Here is an 18,404-nt window from a genome sequence, read left to right as displayed (position 1 = left end):
TTACCAGACGAAGGCGAGGACTTCCCCGCCAACGCTCCGCTTGCGGGCCTGCCGGTCGGTGAGCAGCCCCTGGGACGTCGAAATGATCGCCACGCCCAGCCCGCCGAGCACCCGCGGGAGCCCGTCCGACTTGGCGTAAACCCGGAGACCGGGCTTGGACACCCGCTTGATGCCGGCCAGGCTCCGCTCTCGGTTCTGGCCGTACTTCAGCTCGACGACCAGTCGCTTGCCGACGGCGCCCTCCTCGGGCTCCTCGACCGACCAGGTGCTGATGTAACCCTCGGACTTGAGGACCTCGGCGATGTTCGCCTTGATCTTCGAGTACGGCATCGTCACCCGGTCGTGGTACGCCTGGTTGGCGTTACGCAGACGCGTGAGCATGTCTGCGATCGGGTCGGTCATCGTCATGAAACTCGTCAACCTTTCTCGCCGGGGTTCCCCGGGCTGGGCCTGGGGCCTACGGCGAAGAGACAGTTCAGCTGACGCGCGAAGCGCGCCGGGCTATTACCAGGAAGCCTTGGACACGCCGGGCAGCTCACCGCGGTGGGCCATCTCCCGGATGCACACCCGGCAGAGACCGAACTTGCGGTACACCGCCTTCGGACGCCCGCACCGCTGGCAGCGGGTGTACGCGCGAACCGAGAACTTCGGCTTCGCGGCCGCCTTGAGGATCAGCGCCTTCTTGGCCATCTCAGTTCTCCTTGAACGGGAAGCCCAGGAGCTTGAGCAGCGCCCGGCCCTCGTCGTCGGTCGTGGCGGTCGTGACCACCGTGATGTCCATGCCCCGCTGGCGATCGATCTTGTCCTGGTCGATCTCGTGGAACACCGACTGCTCGGTCAGACCGAACGTGTAGTTGCCGTGCCCGTCGAGCTTGCGCCCGTCCAGACCCCGGAAGTCACGGATACGCGGCAGTGCGATGGACAGCAGCCGGTCCAGGAACTCCCACATCCGGTCGCCCCGCAGGGTGACCTTCGCGCCGATCGGCATGCCCTCGCGCAGCTTGAACTGCGCGATGGACTTGGTCGCCCGCCGCACCTGCGGCTTCTGGCCGGTGATGGTGGCCAGGTCGCGGACCGCGCCGTCGATCAGCTTGGCGTCCCGAGCGGCCTCGCCGACACCCATGTTGACGACGATCTTGACCAGCCGCGGCACCTGCATGGGGTTGCCGTAGCTGTACTGCTCGCGCAGCTGGGCCACGATCTCGTTGCGGTACCGCTCCTTGAGGCGCGGCATGGTCTTGGTTTCGGTAGCCGTGGTCATCACAGGTCCTTACCGGTGCTACGCGCGATGCGGACCTTCTGGCCGTTGTCGTCGATCCGGTAACCGACGCGGGTCGGCTTGCCGTCGGAGTCCACGACCATCACGTTCGAGACGTGGATCGGGGCCTCCTGGGTGACGATGCCACCGGTCTTGGCGCCACGCTGGGTGGTGCTGATGCGGGTGTGCTTCTTGACCCGGTTCACGCCCTCGACCAGGACCTTGTCCTGCCGCGGGTAGGCCGCGATGACCTTGCCCTTGGCACCCTTGTCCTTGCCGGCGATGACGACGACCGTGTCGCCCTTCTTGACCTTCACGGTCACAACACCTCCGGCGCGAGAGAGATGATCTTCATGAACCGCTTGTCCCGCAGCTCGCGCCCCACCGGGCCGAAGATACGGGTGCCGCGCGGGTCCCCACCGTCCTTGATGATGACGGCGGCGTTCTCGTCGAAGCGGATGTACGAGCCGTCCGGCCGCCGCTTCTCCTTGGCGGTGCGAACGACGACGGCCTTGACGACGTCGCCCTTCTTGACACCGGCACCGGGGATCGCGTCCTTGACCGTGGCCACGATGACGTCGCCGATGCTCGCGTAGCGCCGACCGGAGCCGCCGAGAACCCGGATGCACAGGATCTCCCGGGCACCCGTGTTGTCGGCGACACGCAGTCGCGACTCCTGCTGAATCACGTCTATCTCCTATGTCTGCCGGTTCTCCGGCCGCCCGAGGGCGGCCGGAGCCTGGCGGAACCTGCGCCCGACCGATGCCGGCCGAGCTCGAGCCTTCGCTACTTGGCCTTCTCGAGGATCTCCACGAGCCGCCACCGCTTGGTGGCGGACAGCGGCCGGGTCTCCATGATCAGGACCCGGTCGCCGATGCCGGCCGAGTTCTGCTCGTCGTGCACCTTCAGCTTGCTGGTCCGGCGCATGATCTTGCCGTACAGCGCGTGCTTGACCCGGTCCTCGACCTCGACCACGACGGTCTTTTCCATCTTGTCGCTGACCACGAGGCCCTCACGCACCTTGCGGCGGGCCCGCGCGGTGGCGGTGGTGTTCTCACTCATGATGCAGTCACCTCAGTCGGCGCGGCCGAGAGACCCAGCTCACGCTCACGCATGATCGTGTAGATCCGGGCGATCTCCCGACGGATGACCTGCAGCCGCCGGTTGTTGTCAAGCTGCCCGGTTGCGCCCTGCACGCGGAGGTTGAACAGCTCCGCCTTCGCCTCGCGCAGCTTCGTGACCAGCTCCTCCTCGGAGAGCTCACGCAGCTCGGAGGCCTTGACGCCCGCTGCCATCAGGATTCACCCACTTCGCGCGTAACAATGCGGCACTTCATCGGGAGCTTGTGGATCGCGCGACGCATCGCCTCTCGCGCGATCTGCTCGTTGGGGAAGGACATCTCGAAGAGGACCCGCCCCGGCTTGACGTTGGCGACCCACCACTCGGGCGAGCCCTTACCGGAACCCATCCGGGTTTCCGCCGGCTTCTTGGTGAGGGCCTGGTCCGGGAAGATCGTGATCCAGACCTTGCCACCACGCTTGATGTGACGGGTCATCGCGATACGCGCCGACTCGATCTGGCGGTTGGTCACGTACGCCGGCTCGAGAGCCTGGATCCCGAACTCGCCGAACACCACCCGGTTACCACCCTTGGACGCGCCGTGGCGGTCCGGGTGGTGCGGCTTGCGGAAGCCCTTCGGGGGCTTGCGCGGCATCAGCATCTGTCAGCCCTCCTGCTGCGTTTCTGCCGGCTGGGTCGCGGCTGCGGCCACGGCGCCGGCGTCGACCGGCTCGCCGGCCGGCGTCTCCGCCTGCTGCGCGATGGTGGTCGCGGCAGCGCGGCCGGCCTCGGTGCCACCGGCGGTCGTACCCGACGAACCCGACCGGCCACGGCGCGGCCGCTCCGGCCGGTCGCCACGGTCGCGGCGCGGGCCGCGCGACGGGGCGGCCTCGGCCGGGGCCTCGCGGCCCGGGACGGCGTCGCCCTTGTAGATCCAGACCTTCACGCCGATCCGGCCGAAGGTGGTACGGGCCTCGAAGAAGCCGTACTCGATGTTGGCCCGCAGCGTGTGCAGCGGAACCCGGCCCTCGCGGTAGAACTCGGTCCGGCTCATCTCGGCGCCACCGAGGCGGCCCGAGACCTGCACCCGGATGCCCTTGCAGACCGGGTTCTTCATGGCGGACTGCATCGCCTTGCGCATGGCCCGGCGGAAGCTGACCCGGCTGGACAGCTGCTCGGCGACGCCCTGGGCGACCAGCTGCGCGTCCGACTCGGGGCTCTTCACCTCGATGATGTTCAGCTGAACCTGCTTGCCGGTGAGCTTCTCCAGCTCGCCCCGGATCCGGTCGGCCTCCGCACCCTTACGGCCGATGACGATGCCCGGCCGGGCGGTGTGGATGTCGACCCGGACCCGGTCCCGGGTGCGCTCGATGTCGACCTTGGAGATACCCGCGCGCTCCAGGCCCTTGGACATCATCCGGCGGATCTTGACGTCCTCGCCGATGTAGTCCTTGTAGAGCTTGTCCGCGAACCAGCGGGACTTCCAGTCGGTCGAGATGCCGAGCCGGAACCCAGTGGGGTGAACCTTCTGACCCATTACTCGGCACCCTCCGTCGTGCTCTGCCCCTCAGCGGCCGCGGCCTGCTTGGCCGGAGCGGCCTTCTTCGCCGACTTCTTCGGCGCGGCCGGCGCCACCGCCTCGACCGCCACGGTGATGTGACAGGTGCGCTTGCGGATCCGGTACGCCCGGCCCTGCGCCCGCGGCCGGAACCGCTTCATCGTCGGGCCCTCGTCGACGAACGCCTCGCTGACGAGCAGCGCGTCGGGGTCCAGCCGCTCGTTGTTCTCCGCGTTGGCGATCGCGCTCGCGAGCACCTTGTACACCTGCTCGCTCGCAGCCTGCGGCGCGAACTGCAGCACCGTGAGCGCCTCCTTCGCGGGCAGGCCGCGGACGAGGTTGACCACCCGGCGCGCCTTCATCGGCGAGATGCGCACGTGCCGCGCAACCGCCCGCGCGCCCGGAAGCACCGGAGCGTCGCCCTTTCCTGGCATCGCTGTAACCCCTTGTTCCTCTATCCGTATGCCCGCGGCGTCAGCGCCGGCGGCTCTTCCGGTCGTCCTTCTCGTGACCCTTGAACGTGCGGGTCAGCGCGAACTCGCCGAGCTTGTGCCCGACCATGGCCTCGGTCACGAAGACCGGGACGTGCTTGCGCCCGTCGTGCACGGCGATCGTGTGCCCCAGCATGTCGGGGATGATCGTCGAGCGCCGCGACCAGGTCTTGATGACGTTCTTGGAGCCCTTCTCGTTCTGCGTCTCCACCTTCTTGAGCAGGTGGTCGTCGACGAACGGGCCCTTCTTCAGGCTGCGAGGCATGTCTTATCTCCCTCAGCCGCGCTTACGCGTGGCGTAGCGGCGGCGGACGATCAGCCGGTCGCTCGGCTGGCCCTTACGACGGGTGCGGCCCTCGGGCTTACCCTGCGGGTTCACCGGGTGGCGACCACCGGAGGTCTTACCCTCACCACCACCGTGCGGGTGGTCGACCGGGTTCATCGCGACACCACGGACGGTCGGGCGCTTGCCCTTCCACCGCATCCGGCCGGCCTTACCCCAGTTGATGTTCGACTGGTCGGCGTTGCCGATCTCGCCGACGCTCGCGCGGCAGCGCACGTCGACACGCCGGATCTCACCGGACGGCATGCGCAGGGTCGCGTACGCGCCCTCGCGGCCGAGCAGCTGGATGCCGACGCCGGCCGAACGGGCCAGCTTGGCACCGCCGCCCGGACGCAGCTCCACGTTGTGGATGGTGGTACCGACCGGGATGTTCCGGAGCGGCAGGTTGTTGCCCGGCTTGATGTCGGCACCCGGGCCCGACTCCACCGTGTCGCCCTGCTTCAGGTCCTTCGGCGCGATGATGTAGCGCTTCTCGCCGTCGGCGTAGTGCAGCAGCGCGATACGCGCGGTGCGGTTCGGGTCGTACTCGATGTGCGCGACCTTCGCCGGCACGCCGTCCTTGTCGACCCGCTTGAAGTCGATCAGACGGTACTGGCGCTTGTGGCCGCCACCGTGGTGCCGCGTGGTGATCCGACCGTGGGCGTTGCGACCGCCCTTCTTCGGCAGCGGAGCCAGCAGCGACTTCTCCGGCGTCGACCGGGTGATCTCGGCGAAGTCGGCGACGCTCGAGCCACGCCGGCCCGGCGTCGTCGGCTTGTACTTACGGATAGCCATTGTCTACACCCCTCAGCTGACCGGGCCGCCGAAGGCCTCGATACGGTCACCGTCAGCCAGCTTCACCATCGCCCGCTTGGTGTCCTTGCGCTTTCCGAACCCGGTGCGGGTCCGCTTGCGCTTGCCCTCGCGGTTGAGCGTGTTGACCGACAGGACGCGGACGTTGAAGATCTGCTGGATAGCGATCTTGATCTCGGTCTTGTTCGCGTCCGGGTGCACCAGGAAGGTGTACCAGTTGCGGTTCAGCTCGCTGTAGCTCTTCTCCGAGACGACCGGCGCGACGATGACGTCACGCGGATCGGCGATCGTGCTCACTTGCCACCCTCCTCGGTGGTCTCGGCGGGAACGCCCAGGAACTCGTCCAGGGCCTCCTTGGTGAAGACCACGTCGTCGGCCACCAGCACGTCATACGTGTTGAGCTGGCCGGCCTCGATCAGGTGCACCCGCGGCTCGTTGCGCAGCGACACCCAGTTCAGCTCGTCGGTGCTGCTCAGCACGACCAGGACGCGACGCGCCTCGGTCAGCTTCGCCAGCGTGGCCAGAGCGGCCTTGGTCGACGGCTTCTCACCCGAGACGAACGCCTCGACGACGTGCACCTGGCCGGCGCGGGCCCGGTCGGAGAGGGCGCCACGCAGGGCGGCGGCCTTCATCTTCTTCGGGGTCCGCTGGCTGTAGTCGCGCGGCACCGGGCCGTGGACCACGCCACCGCCGGCGAACTGCGGCGCGCGGGTCGAGCCCTGGCGGGCACGACCGGTGCCCTTCTGCTTGTACGGCTTCTTGCCTCCACCGGAGACCTCGCCGCGGGTCTTGGCCTTGTGCGTGCCCTGCCGGGCCGCCGCGAGCTGAGCCACCACGACCTGGTGCATCAGCGCGATGTTGGCCTGCACGTCGAAGATGTCGGCCGGCAGCTCGACGGAGCCGCTCTTGGCGCCTTCGACGTTGAGGACGTCAACGGTGGTCACTTGGCCGCACCGCCCTTCTTCGCCTTGGCCTTGGCCGCGGTACGGACCAGGACCAGCGCGCCCTTGGGGCCGGGGATGGCGCCACGGACGAGCAGGAGGTTGTTCTCGGTGTCGATCGCCTGGACCGTCAGGTTCTGGACGGTGTAGCGCACGCCACCCATCCGACCGGCCATCCGGGTGCCCTTGAAGACGCGGCCCGGGGTCGCGCAGGCGCCGATGGAGCCCGGCGAGCGGTGCTTGCGCTCCACACCGTGGCTGGCGCGCAGACCGTGGAAGCCGTGCCGCTTCATCGGGCCGGCGTAGCCCTTGCCCTTGGTCTTGCCGGTGACGTCGACGGTGATGCCGGCGGGGAACTCCTCGACCGTGACCTCCTGGCCCGGCGAGTAGTCCGCGGCGTCCGTGGTGCGCAGCTCGACGATGTGCCGCCGCGGCGCGACGTCCGCCTTCGCGTAGTGCCCGCTGATCGGCTTCTTGACCTTGCGCGGGTCGATCGTGCCGTACGCCAGCTGGACCGCGGAGTAACCGTCCTTCTCGGCGCTACGAACCTGGCTGATGACGCAGGGGCCGGCCTCGACCACGGTCACCGGGACAACCTTGTTGTTGTCCCAGACCTGGGTCATGCCGAGCTTTGCGCCCAGGATCCCCTTGACTTGCCTGTCCATTTGTCCGGTCCCTACAGCTTGATCTCGATGTCGACGCCAGCCGGCAGGTCGAGGCGCATGAGCGAGTCGACCGTCTTCGGGGTCGGGTCGATGATGTCGATCAGACGCTTGTGCGTGCGCATCTCGAAGTGCTCGCGCGAGTCCTTGTACTTGTGCGGCGAGCGGATAACGCAGAAACGGTTGATCTCCGTGGGCAGCGGCACCGGGCCAGCGACCTGCGCCCCGGTACGCGTCACCGTCTCGACGATCTTCCGAGCCGAGGAGTCGACGACCTCGTGGTCATAGGCCTTGAGCCGGATGCGGATCTTCTGTCCCGCCATGGTGGCTTCTGTTCCTTCTCTCGATGCCGCTGTGTTGCGGGCGCCTGTACCGGCTGGCACAGGCCCACTTCCGCCGACCCCCGCGGTCGGGCGTGTCGCGCCCGTGGACCAGGCTCCGCCCCGGGACTCCGGAGCGATTCTCTGACCACGCGGTGGGTCATGGCGTCGATCGCGTTACCGCGACCTGGACGCCGTGCGAGGGTGGTTGACCGCCAGTGGCGATCAACCACCCTGCGCGCGACTGTTGGTCTGCCCGGAGGTCCAGTATTCACCGGACGCAGGCGACTAACCGTCGTTACGCAACCTGACTAGTATGCCGTACTACCGCACGGCGACGCTAATCGGGGTTACCCAGCTCACTTGATGATCTTGGTGACGCGACCCGCGCCGACCGTACGGCCACCCTCCCGGATCGCGAACTTGAGGTTCTCCTCCATCGCGATGGGCTGGATCAGCTTCACGGTCATCGTGGTGTTGTCGCCCGGCATGACCATCTCGGTGCCCTCGGGCAGCGTGACGACGCCGGTGACGTCCGTGGTCCGGAAGTAGAACTGCGGACGGTAGTTCTGGAAGAACGGGGTGTGGCGGCCACCCTCCTCCTTGGAGAGGATGTAGACCGTCGCCTCGAACTCCGTGTGCGGGGTCGTGGTGCCCGGCTTGACGACGACCATGCCGCGCTCGACGTCCTCGCGCTTGATGCCGCGGAGGAGCAGACCGACGTTCTCACCGGCCCGGGCCTCGTCCAGCAGCTTGCGGAACATCTCGATGCCGGTGCAGGTGGTCTTCATCGACTTCTCGCGGATGCCGACGATCTCCACCTCCTCGTTCGGCTTGAGGATGCCACGCTCGGCGCGACCGGTGACGACGGTGCCACGACCGGTGATCGTGAACACGTCCTCGATCGGCATGAGGAACGGCTTGTCGGTCTCGCGCTCCGGCTGCGGAATCGCGGTGTCGACGGCGTTCATCAGGTCCATCAGCTTGGCGGTCCACTCGGGGTCACCCTCGAGGGCCTTCAGCGCCGAGACCCGGACGACCGGCAGGTCGTCACCCGGGTACTCCTGCGAGGAGAGCAGCTCGCGGACCTCGAGCTCGACGAGCTCCAGGAGCTCCTCGTCGTCCACCATGTCGCTCTTGTTGAGCGCCACGACGATGTACGGCACGCCGACCTGGCGGGCCAGCAGCACGTGCTCGCGGGTCTGCGGCATCGGGCCGTCGGTCGCGGCGACCACCAGGATCGCGCCGTCCATCTGGGCGGCACCGGTGATCATGTTCTTGATGTAGTCCGCGTGACCCGGGCAGTCCACGTGCGCGTAGTGCCGGTTCGCGGTCTGGTACTCGACGTGCGCGATCGAGATCGTGATGCCGCGGGCCTTCTCCTCCGGCGCCTTGTCGATCTCGTCGAACGGCGTGTACGGGTTCAGGTCCGGGTACTCGTCGTGCAGGACCTTGGTGATGGCCGCCGTCAGCGTCGTCTTACCGTGGTCGATGTGACCAATGGTGCCGATGTTGACGTGCGGCTTAGTCCGCTCGAACTTCGCCTTCGCCACTGGTGTCCTCCTGTGGACTTTCTTGGTTCGTTCGCCCCGGTGCGCCGGTCGGCGCTTAGGACTCTGTCGACAGCCTTTCCGGCCTGACGGCCGGAGAGCCTTGGTGGGTTCTGCGGCGATGAAGCCTACAGGCCCGGATTCACACAACCCGACCGAGGTGGTCGCGGGCGGGAGATCCCTCCCGCGACCGTACCCCGGCTCATCGGATCAGCTCAGGCGAGCGTCACTCACCGGTCGCCTTGGCGATGATCTCCTTGGCCACCGAGGCCGGAACCTCGGCGTAGGAGTCGAACTGCATGCTGTAGCTAGCCCGGCCCTGGGTCTTCGACCGCAGGTCGCCGACGTAGCCGAACATCTCCGACAGCGGCACCAGAGCGCGGACGACGCGGGCACCGCCGCGCTCCTCCATCGCCTGGATGATGCCACGGCGGGAGTTGAGGTCGCCGATGACGTCACCCATGTTCTCCTCAGGAGTGGTGACCTCAACGGCCATCATCGGCTCGAGCAGCGCCGGGTCGGCCTTGCGGGCCGCCTCCTTCAGCGCCATCGAACCGGCGATCTTGAACGCCATCTCGGACGAGTCGACCTCGTGGTACTGGCCGTCCACCAGGGTCAGCTTGACGCCGACCAGCGGGAAGCCGGCGAGGATGCCGTACTGCATGGCGTCCTGGGCGCCCGCGTCCACCGACGGGATGAACTCCCTGGGGATGCGGCCACCGGTGACGGCGTTCGCGAACTCGTAGGTCGGCGAGTCGTTGTCCAGCGGCAGCGGCTCCACGCTGATGATGACCCGGGCGTACTGGCCGGAACCACCGGTCTGCTTCTTGTGGGTGTACTCGACCTTCTCCACCGCGCGGCGGATGGTCTCGCGGTACGCCACCTGCGGCTTGCCGATGTTCGCCTCGACGTTGAACTCGCGGCGCATCCGGTCCACCAGGATGTCCAGGTGGAGCTCGCCCATGCCGGAGATGACCGTCTGGCCGGTCTCCTCGTCCAGCTTGACGCGGAAGGTCGGGTCCTCCTCGGCCAGCCGCTGGATGGCGGTGCTGAGCTTCTCCTGGTCGGCCTTGGTCTTCGGCTCGATGGCCACCTCGATGACCGGCTCCGGGAAGGTCATCGACTCGAGGATGACCGGGTTCGCCGGGTCGCACAGGGTGTCACCGGTGGTGGTCTGCTTCAGACCCTGGACCGCGATGATGTCGCCAGCCTTGGCGGAGCTGCGCTCCTCCCGCTTGTTGGCGTGCATCTGGTAGATCTTGCCGACCCGCTCCTTGCGGTCCTTGGTGGAGTTGACCACCTGGGACCCGGACTCGACCACGCCGGAGTAGACCCGGACGTAGGTGAGCTTGCCGAGGTGCTTGTCGGTCTGGATCTTGAAGGCCAGCGCGGAGAACGGCTCCGAGGTGGACGGCTTCCGCTGCATCGGGGTCTCGCCGTCGGTCGCGGTGCCCTCGATCGCCGGAATGTCCAGCGGCGACGGCAGGAAGTCGACCACGGCGTCGAGCATCGGCTGGACGCCCTTGTTCTTGAACGCGGAGCCGCAGAGCACCGGGTTGGCCTTGCCGGCGATGGTGGCCCGACGGATGGCGGCCTTGATCTCCTCGACGGAGATCTCCTCGCCCTCCAGGTACTTCTCCATCACCGAGTCGTCGACGTCGGCCAGGGTCTCCATCAGCTTCTCGCGCCACTCGGCCGCGGAGTCGGCCAGGTCGGCCGGGATCTCCTCGATCGCGTAGTCCTCACCCTTCTGGGTCTCCCCGCGCCAGGTGAGGGCGCGCATGCCGATCAGGTCGACGACGCCGATGTGGTCGCCCTCGAGCCCGATCGGGATCTGGAGCACCAGCGGGGTGGCGTTGAGCCGGTCGATCATCATCTGCACGCAGCGGAAGAAGTCGGCACCGGTCCGGTCGAGCTTGTTGACGAAGCACATCCGGGGGACGTTGTACTTGTCCGCCTGACGCCAGACGTTCTCCGTCTGTGGCTCCACGCCGGCGACACCGTCGTAGACCGCGACCGCACCGTCCAGCACCCGCAGCGACCGCTCGACCTCGACCGTGAAGTCGACGTGGCCGGGCGTGTCGATGATCTGGATCGTGTGGCCCTTCCACTCGCACTTCGTGGCGGCGGAGGTGATGGTGATACCGCGCTCCTGCTCCTGCTCCATCCAGTCCATGACGGCAGCGCCCTCGTGGACCTCACCGATCTTGTACGTGATACCGGTGTAGAACAGGATTCGCTCGGTGGTAGTGGTCTTACCGGCATCGATGTGCGCCATGATGCCGATGTTGCGTACGTTGGCGAGCGCGTCTGCGGCGGCCACTTCAATCCCTACTTATCGTCGTCTCGACACAACTGGTGGCGGTTCCGGCGCCTCGTGGGCGCCGGAACCAGGGTGTTACCAGCGGTAGTGCGCGAAGGCCTTGTTGGACTCGGCCATCTTGTGGGTGTCCTCGCGCCGCTTGACGGCGGCACCGAGGCCGTTGCTCGCGTCCAGCAGCTCGTTCATGAGTCGCTCGACCATGGTCTTCTCGCGCCGGGCGCGGGAGTAGGTCACCAGCCAGCGCAGACCGAGGGTGGTCGCGCGGGCCGGCCGGACCTCGACCGGAACCTGGTAGGTGGCGCCACCGACGCGCCGGCTGCGGACCTCGAGGGTCGGCTTCACGTTGTCCATCGCCCGCTTGAGGGTGACGACGGGGTCGGTGCCGGACTTCTCGCGGCAGCCCTCGAGGGCGGCGTACACGATGCGCTCGGCGAGCTGACGCTTGCCGCGCAGCAGGATCTTGTTCACCAGCTGGGTGACCAACGGCGAGTTGTACACCGGGTCAGCGACCAACGCCTTCCGCGGAGCGGGTCCCTTACGCGGCATGTCAGCTCTTCTCCTTCTTCGCGCCGTAACGGCTGCGCGCCTGCTTGCGGTTGCGGACACCCTGGGTGTCCAGCGAGCCGCGGACGATCTTGTACCGCACGCCGGGGAGGTCCTTCACACGGCCGCCGCGGACGAGCACGATCGAGTGCTCCTGCAGGTTGTGGCCGACGCCCGGGATGTAGGCGGTCACCTCGATCTGGCTGCTGAGCTTGACACGAGCGACCTTGCGCAGCGCCGAGTTCGGCTTCTTCGGGGTGGTGGTGTACACGCGGGTGCACACGCCGCGCCGCTGGGGAGACCCCTTGAGCGCAGGGGTCTTGGTCTTGGTCGTCTTGGCCTGTCGGCCCTTTCGGACCAGCTGCTGAATGGTGGGCACCGGGTTTCTCCGCTCCCTTCGGCCGCTGCGAGGCGACCGCGCCGTCTGCTCTAGCCGGCCTGATGGACGGCTCTCCTACATTCCAACCAGGGCCACCTGACGGAGGTCCCAGCACCCGCGGTCGGGCGTGTCGCCCGGATCACGGTCCCGCTGCGTCGCTCGCGCGCCGTACCGGGTTTCTGTCACCGGCGCAGGGAGGTCCCCGCGCCGGATCTTGGGCTTTGGTCGTGCGGCCGCGCGATCACCGGCTGACCGGGTCCAGCGCACGCACGCATTGCCCGGGCCTGCCCGGGCACAAGGGAAAAGAGTACCTACCACAGCCGCGCAGGTCAAAACGGAGCGGTCCGGGAGAACCGCGTCGCAGTCCACCGGCCGATCGCATCGCGCCTGCCCGCCCGTGATGGGCACCTACGGCTACCAGTGTACCGGCTGCGCCCGCGACCGGCCGGGCGGCCCCGGTTCCGCCCGCGCACCGAACACCGCAGGACGTCCGGCCCGCCCGTTCGCCCCGGTCAACGGCTCAAGCGGCCGCTTGCGTGATCTGCACCACCAGGGCCACCGCGAGCCCGAGCAGGCTGAGGAGAAGCCCCACTCCCCCGCAACTGAGCCCCGCCACGGCCAGACCCCGCCCGGTGAACCGCACCGCCGGCGGCGGCGCCGGCCGCCGGATCTGCCGGCGAGACAGCAGACCCGCGACGATCGCGGCGGTCCCGGCGATGCCGCCGAGCACGGTGAACGCCCCGGCCGCCCAGGCGCCGCCGTAGTCCGGCCCCGCGAAGCCGAAGCAGAACACCAGCAGCGAGACCAGGATCGAGGCGATCCCGGTGACCAGCGACCCGACGGCGAGCCCCGAGGTCACCGGGGGCACATCCAGGTGAACCACGCCGAACGGCGTGCCCGGAACCGGGTCGACCCGCTTCGGCGGGCGGCCGGGCTCGCGCGGAGGCGGCGGCATCGCACCCGGCCGGGGCCCGACCGCCGGTGGCACCGGACTCCAGCCGGCACCGCCCGGCGCGCCGCCCGGGGCCGCCCACCCGCCACCAGACGCCGGCGCCCGCCCCGGATAGGACCCCGGCCAGACGCCGGGGGGCGGCGGCTGCTGGCCCGGGTACCCGCCGGGACCGGGCACGGTCGGCGGAAAGTAGGGCCCGGCGCCGGTGGGGCCGGGCTGAGCCGGGGACATCCCGCCGGGACCGGCGACGGTCGGCCCGACCCCGGGGCTTGCGGGAGCCGGCTGCCCGGGGTGGCCCGGCCCGCCGTGAGGGCGGGGACCGGCGGGCCCCGGCTGGCCCGGGCGACCGGTTGGCATCGAAGGTCCGGCGGGAGGATACGGGCCGACCGGCGACCAGCGTCCGCCCGGCGCGTCCGGTGGGGCGACCGGCGGCGGGGCGTACCCGACGCCGGCGACCTCCGGTGGTGCGCTCGGCCCTTCGTCAGCACCGGCCCCCGGCGCGGCCCACCGGCTGGCGGGCTCGGCATCGGCGGCGGACCCGGCGGCGTCCGACCCGGTGACGGACCGGGTCGGGTCGCTGCCCGGCGAGGGGGCCGGTTCCGTCACGGGATCCTCCTGTCGACATGGCTCGCCACCGCGTGGCGGACACCGGCCAGGCTACCGTCGCGCGTCCCGGTGCCGGGGTCGGGCGTGCTGGCGCTCCCCCACCCGGTCAGTCGATGTTCGGGGGGTAGTCATGGCCGACGGGAGCGCCGGCCAGCCGAACCACCCCGATCACCACCGCCGCCACCACGGCGAACGCGGCCAGCACCAGGCCGGCCCGGGCCAGTCGCTCACCCTGGCGCAGCCAGTCGCCGCCGGTGAGGAAGCCGCCCGAGGCGTACGCCTCCCGGCGGGCCTGCCGGGCGAGCACGAGGGCGATGGTCGACGGCACCACCCCACCGACGAAGAGCCCGGTGAGCGCCCCGATCAGCCCGAGGGCGAAGACCGCGCGGGCCTTGGTCGAGCGGACCGGCTCAGGGTCGAGCGGATGGCGCGGCGCCTGCGGGGCGACGGGCACCTGTCCGGGCACGGTCGTCATGCCCACCATCATGCCCCGCTCCGGCCGGGCCCGGCCGGGGACCGGTGCAGGCCCCGGTCGACGACGGCCTACCCGGTGGACTCGGCGAAACCCAGGACCAGGGCGAGCACCGTGGTCGCGAGCACCATTCCGGCGCACCCGGAGACACGAGGAGGCCCCCGGCATCCGCCGGGGGCCTCCTCGTGTTCTATTGCTTAGCGGTACGACCCGAAGTCGAAGTCGTCCAGCGGCACCGCCTGGCCGCTGGCCGGCCCGAAGCCGTAGTCGGTCTCCGGGTAGCCGGTCATCGAGTAGACCTTGGCCTTCGCCTCCTCGGTCGGCTCGACCCGGACATTGCGGTACTTGCTGATGCCCGTACCGGCCGGGATGAGCTTACCGATGATCACGTTCTCCTTGAGGCCGATCAGCGAGTCGCTGCGGGCGTGGATCGCCGCGTCCGTCAGCACCCGGGTGGTCTCCTGGAAGGAGGCCGCCGACAGCCAGGAGTCCGTGGCCAGCGAGGCCTTGGTGATACCCATCAGCACCGGGCGACCCGCGGCGGGCTCGCCGCCCTCGGAGACGAGCCGGCGGTTCTCCGACTCGAAGAGCGCCCGGTCGACCAACACGCCCGGCAGGAACTCGGTCGAGCCGGAATCGATGACCGTCACCCGCTTGAGCATCTGGCGGATGATGATCTCGATGTGCTTGTCGTGGATGAGCACACCCTGCGAGCGGTAGACCTCCTGGACCTCCTGGGTCAGGTGGACCTGGACCGCGCGCGGGCCGAGGATGCGCAGCAGCTCGTGCGGGTCGATGGTGCCCTCGGTGAGCTTCTCGCCGACCTCGACGTGGTCACCGTCGTGCGCCCGCAGCTTGACCCGCTTCGAGATCTTGTCGTACACGATCTCGTCGCTACCGTCGTCCGGGATCACGATGATCTTCCGCGACCGCTCGCCGTCCTCGATCCGGATCCGGCCCGGGGTGTCGGCGATGGGCGCCTTGCCCTTCGGGATCCGGGCCTCGAAGATCTCCTGGACACGGGGCAGACCCTGGGTGATGTCCTCACCCGCGACACCACCGGTGTGGAAGGTACGCATCGTCAGCTGCGTACCCGGCTCACCGATGGACTGGGCGGCGATGATGCCGACGGCCTCACCGATGTCGACCGACTTGCCGGTCGGCAGCGAACGGCCGTAGCAGGCCGCGCAGACGCCCAGCTTCGACTCGCAGGTGAGCACGCTGCGCACCCGGACGGTCTCCACCCCGGCCGCGACGATCCGGTCGACCCCGATCGAGTTGATGTCCTGACCCCGCTCGGCGACCACGGTGCCGTCCGGCCCCTTGATGTCGTCGGCCAGGGTACGGGCGTGCACGCTGGTCTCGGCGTGCGTGTGCACGACCAGCTTGCCGTCCAGCCGCTCGCCGATCTGCATCGGGATGGCGCGGTCGGTGCCGCAGTCCTCCTCGCGGATGATGACGTCCTGCGAGACGTCCACCAGACGACGGGTCAGGTAACCCGAGTCGGCGGTACGCAGCGCGGTGTCGGCGAGACCCTTCCGGGCACCGTGCGTGGAGATGAAGTACTCCAGCACGGAGAGACCCTCCCGGTACGACGCCTTGATGGGTCGCGGGATGATCTCACCCTTCGGGTTGGCCACCAGACCACGGATCGCCGCGATCTGCCGGAGCTGGAGCAGGTTACCGCGGGCACCCGAGTTGATCATCTTCCACAGCGGGTTCTCCTGCGGCAGCGCGGTGTCCATCTCCTTGGCGACCTCGTTGGTCGCCTTGGTCCAGATCTCGATGAGCTCGCCGCGACGCTCCTCGGCGGTCATCAGACCACGCTGGTACTGCTTGTCGATCCGGTCGGCTTCCTTCTCGTACCGCTCCAGGATCTCCCGCTTGCGCGGCGGAGCGATGACGTCCTCCATGCCGATGGTGACGCCGGACCAGGTGGCCCAGTGGAAACCGGCCTCCTTGAGCCCGTCCAGGGTGGCCGCGAGGGCCACCTTCGGGAAGCGCTCGGCGAGGTCGTTGACGATCGCGGAGAGCTGGCCCTTGCGGATCTCGTAGTTCACGAAGCGGTAGCCCGGGGGCAGCGTCTCGTTGAACAGGACCCGACCCAGGGTGGTCTCCACCGTCACCGGCTCACCCTCGACCCAGCCCTCGGGCGCGACCCACGGCTCGGCGCCGGCACCGTTCTCGACCCCGACGACGCCCCGCAGCCGGATCTTGACCGGAGTCTGGAGGTGCAGCTCGCCGTTGTCGAACGCCATCCGCGCCTCGGCGTCCGAGCTGAACGCCCGGCCCTCGCCCTTGCCCCCCGGAGTGAGGTGGGTGAGGTGGTAGAGACCGATGACCATGTCCTGGGTGGGCATGGTGACCGGCTTGCCGTCGGCCGGCTTGAGGATGTTGTTCGACGACAGCATCAGGATCCGGGCCTCGGCCTGGGCCTCGGCGGACAGCGGCACGTGGACCGCCATCTGGTCACCGTCGAAGTCGGCGTTGAACGCGGTGCAGACCAGCGGGTGGATCTGGATGGCCTTGCCCTCGACCAACTGCGGCTCGAAGGCCTGGATACCCAGGCGGTGCAGGGTGGGCGCCCGGTTCAGCAGGACCGGGTGCTCACCGATGACCTCCTCCAGCACGTCCCACACGACCGGCCGCTGCCGCTCCACCATCCGCTTGGCGGACTTGATGTTCTGCGCGTGGTTGAGGTCGACCAGCCGCTTCATCACGAACGGCTTGAACAGCTCCAGCGCCATCTGCTTGGGCAGGCCGCACTGGTGCAGCTTGAGCTTCGGGCCGACCACGATGACCGAACGGCCGGAGTAGTCGACGCGCTTGCCCAGCAGGTTCTGGCGGAACCGGCCCTGCTTGCCCTTGAGCATGTCGGAGAGCGACTTCAGCGGCCGGTTGCCCGGGCCGGTGACCGGACGGCCGCGACGGCCGTTGTCGAACAGCGCGTCGACGGCCTCCTGGAGCATCCGCTTCTCGTTGTTGACGATGATCTCGGGCGCGCCGAGGTCGATCAGCCGCTTGAGGCGGTTGTTCCGGTTGATCACGCGGCGGTACAGGTCGTTCAGGTCGGAGGTCGCGAAGCGGCCACCGTCCAGCTGCACCATCGGACGCAGGTCCGGCGGGATGACCGGCACGCAGTCGAGCACCATGCCGAGCGGCGAGTTGCGGGTGTTCTGGAACGCCGCGACGACCTTCAGCCGCTTGAGCGCCCGGATCTTCCGCTGGCCCTTGCCGGAACGGATGGTCTCGCGCAGGTTCTCCGCCTCGGCTTCGAGGTCCATGTTCTGGACCAGCGCCTTGATCGCCTCGGCGCCCATGCTGCCGGTGAAGTACTCGCCGAAGCGGTCACGCAGCTCGCGGTAGAGCAGCTCGTCGGTGACCAGCTGCTTCGGCTCGAGCTTGCGGAAGGTGTCGAGGACCTCGTCGAGACGGTCGATCTCGCGCTGGGCCCGGTCGCGGATCTGGCGCATCTCGCGCTCTCCGCCCTCCTTGACCTTGCGCCGGACGTCCGCCTTCGCGCCCTCGGCCTCCAGCTCGGCCAGGTCGGCCTCGAGCTTGGCGGCCCGCTTCTCGATCTCCGAGTCGCGGCTGTTCTCGGACTGCCGCTTCTCGGCCAGGATCTCGTTCTCGATCGTCGAGAGGTCGCGGTGACGCGCCTCGGCGTCCACGCTCGTCACGACGTACGAGGCGAAGTAGATGATCTTCTCGAGGTCCTTCGGGGCGAGGTCCAGCAGGTAGCCCAGCCGGCTCGGCACGCCCTTGAAGTACCAGATGTGGGTCACCGGAGCGGCCAGCTCGATGTGACCCATCCGCTCCCGGCGAACCTTGGAGCGGGTCACCTCGACGCCGCAGCGCTCGCAGATGATGCCCTTGAAGCGGACCCGCTTGTACTTACCGCAGTAGCACTCCCAGTCCCGCTGCGGACCGAAGATCTTCTCGCAGAAGAGCCCGTCCTTCTCCGGCTTGAGGGTGCGGTAGTTGATGGTCTCGGGCTTCTTGACCTCGCCGTGGGACCACTGACGGATGTCGTCGGCGGTGGCGAGGCCGATGCGCAGCTCGTCGAAGAAGTTGACGTCGAGCACTATGTCCCCTATGTCGTCGTCTGTACTGCTTAGCTAACGGGCGGGGTCGGGGGCCGGCGGACCGGCTCCC

Annotated in this window: 23 protein-coding genes; all 23 read right to left on the bottom strand. The window is 68.7% G+C overall.

What is annotated here, in order from left to right:
- Positions 1–408 (bottom strand): 30S ribosomal protein S8, encoded by a 408-nt coding sequence (gene rpsH, locus ACL02O_RS01220; protein WP_088997380.1) that lies wholly within the window; start codon positions 406–408, stop codon positions 1–3.
- 96 nt (positions 409–504) lie between these two features.
- Entirely contained in the window at positions 505–690 is a 186-nt protein-coding gene (locus ACL02O_RS01215; RefSeq protein ID WP_007073023.1) for a type Z 30S ribosomal protein S14, read from the bottom strand.
- A 1-nt stretch (position 691) separates the two neighbouring features.
- Positions 692–1,261 (bottom strand): 50S ribosomal protein L5, encoded by a 570-nt coding sequence (gene rplE / locus ACL02O_RS01210; RefSeq protein ID WP_353890592.1) that lies wholly within the window; start codon positions 1,259–1,261, stop codon positions 692–694.
- Positions 1,261–1,581 (bottom strand): 50S ribosomal protein L24, encoded by a 321-nt coding sequence (rplX, locus tag ACL02O_RS01205; protein ID WP_018217055.1) that lies wholly within the window; start codon positions 1,579–1,581, stop codon positions 1,261–1,263. Before rplX ends, rplE begins: the two co-directional genes overlap by 1 nt.
- A complete protein-coding gene (gene rplN, locus ACL02O_RS01200; protein WP_007073026.1) occupies positions 1,578–1,946 on the bottom strand; it encodes a 50S ribosomal protein L14 in 369 nt (122 codons plus the stop codon). The genes rplX and rplN overlap by 4 nt, the downstream gene beginning before the upstream one ends.
- 98 nt (positions 1,947–2,044) lie before the next feature.
- Positions 2,045–2,320 (bottom strand): 30S ribosomal protein S17, encoded by a 276-nt coding sequence (rpsQ, locus tag ACL02O_RS01195; RefSeq protein ID WP_088991889.1) that lies wholly within the window; start codon positions 2,318–2,320, stop codon positions 2,045–2,047.
- Positions 2,317–2,553: a 50S ribosomal protein L29 gene (gene rpmC / locus ACL02O_RS01190; protein ID WP_117665103.1), complete on the bottom strand. Its 237-nt coding sequence runs from the start codon at positions 2,551–2,553 to the stop codon at positions 2,317–2,319. The genes rpsQ and rpmC overlap by 4 nt, the downstream gene beginning before the upstream one ends.
- On the bottom strand, positions 2,553–2,978 hold the full coding sequence (gene rplP, locus ACL02O_RS01185; RefSeq protein WP_073834927.1) for a 50S ribosomal protein L16: 426 nt from the start codon (positions 2,976–2,978) through the stop codon (positions 2,553–2,555). Before rplP ends, rpmC begins: the two co-directional genes overlap by 1 nt.
- A gap of 3 nt (positions 2,979–2,981) precedes the next feature.
- Positions 2,982–3,854, bottom strand: coding sequence for a 30S ribosomal protein S3 (rpsC, locus tag ACL02O_RS01180; protein ID WP_091262800.1), 873 nt, complete (start codon positions 3,852–3,854; stop codon positions 2,982–2,984).
- Positions 3,854–4,309, bottom strand: coding sequence for a 50S ribosomal protein L22 (gene rplV, locus ACL02O_RS01175; RefSeq protein ID WP_357438197.1), 456 nt, complete (start codon positions 4,307–4,309; stop codon positions 3,854–3,856). Before rplV ends, rpsC begins: the two co-directional genes overlap by 1 nt.
- 40 nt (positions 4,310–4,349) lie before the next feature.
- Positions 4,350–4,631: a 30S ribosomal protein S19 gene (gene rpsS / locus ACL02O_RS01170; protein ID WP_091079388.1), complete on the bottom strand. Its 282-nt coding sequence runs from the start codon at positions 4,629–4,631 to the stop codon at positions 4,350–4,352.
- A 12-nt stretch (positions 4,632–4,643) separates the two neighbouring features.
- Positions 4,644–5,483 carry a 50S ribosomal protein L2 gene (gene rplB / locus ACL02O_RS01165; protein WP_088997376.1) on the bottom strand — a complete coding sequence of 280 codons (840 nt, stop codon included), beginning with the start codon at positions 5,481–5,483 and terminating at the stop codon, positions 4,644–4,646.
- Between the two features lie 12 nt (positions 5,484–5,495).
- Positions 5,496–5,798 carry a 50S ribosomal protein L23 gene (gene rplW, locus ACL02O_RS01160; protein ID WP_412816037.1) on the bottom strand — a complete coding sequence of 101 codons (303 nt, stop codon included), beginning with the start codon at positions 5,796–5,798 and terminating at the stop codon, positions 5,496–5,498.
- Positions 5,795–6,445, bottom strand: a complete 651-nt coding sequence (rplD, locus tag ACL02O_RS01155) for a 50S ribosomal protein L4 (protein WP_412816036.1) — start codon at positions 6,443–6,445, stop codon at positions 5,795–5,797. The genes rplW and rplD overlap by 4 nt, the downstream gene beginning before the upstream one ends.
- Entirely contained in the window at positions 6,442–7,107 is a 666-nt protein-coding gene (rplC, locus tag ACL02O_RS01150) for a 50S ribosomal protein L3 (RefSeq protein ID WP_412816035.1), read from the bottom strand. The genes rplD and rplC overlap by 4 nt, the downstream gene beginning before the upstream one ends.
- Before the next feature lie 11 nt (positions 7,108–7,118).
- Positions 7,119–7,427: a 30S ribosomal protein S10 gene (gene rpsJ, locus ACL02O_RS01145; protein ID WP_007073037.1), complete on the bottom strand. Its 309-nt coding sequence runs from the start codon at positions 7,425–7,427 to the stop codon at positions 7,119–7,121.
- Positions 7,428–7,783: 356 nt separating this feature from the next.
- Positions 7,784–8,977 carry an elongation factor Tu gene (tuf, locus tag ACL02O_RS01140; RefSeq protein WP_412816034.1) on the bottom strand — a complete coding sequence of 398 codons (1,194 nt, stop codon included), beginning with the start codon at positions 8,975–8,977 and terminating at the stop codon, positions 7,784–7,786.
- 223 nt (positions 8,978–9,200) lie between these two features.
- Positions 9,201–11,297: an elongation factor G gene (gene fusA, locus ACL02O_RS01135; RefSeq protein ID WP_412816033.1), complete on the bottom strand. Its 2,097-nt coding sequence runs from the start codon at positions 11,295–11,297 to the stop codon at positions 9,201–9,203.
- 75 nt (positions 11,298–11,372) lie between these two features.
- The gene (gene rpsG / locus ACL02O_RS01130; RefSeq protein ID WP_358069101.1) at positions 11,373–11,843 is read right to left on the bottom strand and encodes a 30S ribosomal protein S7; all 471 of its coding nucleotides are present in this window, start codon (positions 11,841–11,843) and stop codon (positions 11,373–11,375) included.
- Position 11,844: 1 nt separating this feature from the next.
- Positions 11,845–12,219, bottom strand: a complete 375-nt coding sequence (gene rpsL, locus ACL02O_RS01125; protein WP_007465318.1) for a 30S ribosomal protein S12 — start codon at positions 12,217–12,219, stop codon at positions 11,845–11,847.
- Positions 12,220–12,739: 520 nt separating this feature from the next.
- Positions 12,740–13,174, bottom strand: coding sequence for a hypothetical protein (locus ACL02O_RS01120; protein WP_412816032.1), 435 nt, complete (start codon positions 13,172–13,174; stop codon positions 12,740–12,742).
- A 709-nt stretch (positions 13,175–13,883) separates the two neighbouring features.
- Positions 13,884–14,252 (bottom strand): hypothetical protein, encoded by a 369-nt coding sequence (locus tag ACL02O_RS01115; protein WP_412816031.1) that lies wholly within the window; start codon positions 14,250–14,252, stop codon positions 13,884–13,886.
- A gap of 194 nt (positions 14,253–14,446) precedes the next feature.
- A complete protein-coding gene (locus tag ACL02O_RS01110) occupies positions 14,447–18,334 on the bottom strand; it encodes a DNA-directed RNA polymerase subunit beta' (protein WP_412816030.1) in 3,888 nt (1,295 codons plus the stop codon).
- Positions 18,335–18,404 lie beyond the last annotated feature (70 nt).

The organism is Micromonospora mangrovicola, from assembly GCF_047200535.1.
Lineage (GTDB): Bacteria > Actinomycetota > Actinomycetes > Mycobacteriales > Micromonosporaceae > Micromonospora.
Note: the sequence above shows the minus strand (reverse complement) of the source record. Positions and strands in the feature narration are given on the sequence as shown.

What these genes read in the sequence shown, in the direction of transcription:
- rpsH (WP_088997380.1), bottom strand. Translation starts at nt 408, where the DNA reads ATGACGATGACCGACCCGATCGCAGACATGCTCACGCGTCTGCGTAAC.
- ACL02O_RS01215 (WP_007073023.1), bottom strand. Translation starts at nt 690, where the DNA reads ATGGCCAAGAAGGCGCTGATCCTCAAGGCGGCCGCGAAGCCGAAGTTC.
- rplE (WP_353890592.1), bottom strand. Translation starts at nt 1,261, where the DNA reads ATGACCACGGCTACCGAAACCAAGACCATGCCGCGCCTCAAGGAGCGG.
- rpsQ (WP_088991889.1), bottom strand. Translation starts at nt 2,320, where the DNA reads ATGAGTGAGAACACCACCGCCACCGCGCGGGCCCGCCGCAAGGTGCGT.
- rpmC (WP_117665103.1), bottom strand. Translation starts at nt 2,553, where the DNA reads ATGGCAGCGGGCGTCAAGGCCTCCGAGCTGCGTGAGCTCTCCGAGGAG.
- rplP (WP_073834927.1), bottom strand. Translation starts at nt 2,978, where the DNA reads ATGCTGATGCCGCGCAAGCCCCCGAAGGGCTTCCGCAAGCCGCACCAC.
- rpsC (WP_091262800.1), bottom strand. Translation starts at nt 3,854, where the DNA reads ATGGGTCAGAAGGTTCACCCCACTGGGTTCCGGCTCGGCATCTCGACC.
- rplV (WP_357438197.1), bottom strand. Translation starts at nt 4,309, where the DNA reads ATGCCAGGAAAGGGCGACGCTCCGGTGCTTCCGGGCGCGCGGGCGGTT.
- rpsS (WP_091079388.1), bottom strand. Translation starts at nt 4,631, where the DNA reads ATGCCTCGCAGCCTGAAGAAGGGCCCGTTCGTCGACGACCACCTGCTC.
- rplB (WP_088997376.1), bottom strand. Translation starts at nt 5,483, where the DNA reads ATGGCTATCCGTAAGTACAAGCCGACGACGCCGGGCCGGCGTGGCTCG.
- rplC (WP_412816035.1), bottom strand. Translation starts at nt 7,107, where the DNA reads ATGGACAGGCAAGTCAAGGGGATCCTGGGCGCAAAGCTCGGCATGACC.
- rpsJ (WP_007073037.1), bottom strand. Translation starts at nt 7,427, where the DNA reads ATGGCGGGACAGAAGATCCGCATCCGGCTCAAGGCCTATGACCACGAG.
- rpsG (WP_358069101.1), bottom strand. Translation starts at nt 11,843, where the DNA reads ATGCCGCGTAAGGGACCCGCTCCGCGGAAGGCGTTGGTCGCTGACCCG.
- ACL02O_RS01120 (WP_412816032.1), bottom strand. Translation starts at nt 13,174, where the DNA reads ATGCCGCCGCCTCCGCGCGAGCCCGGCCGCCCGCCGAAGCGGGTCGAC.
- ACL02O_RS01115 (WP_412816031.1), bottom strand. Translation starts at nt 14,252, where the DNA reads ATGACGACCGTGCCCGGACAGGTGCCCGTCGCCCCGCAGGCGCCGCGC.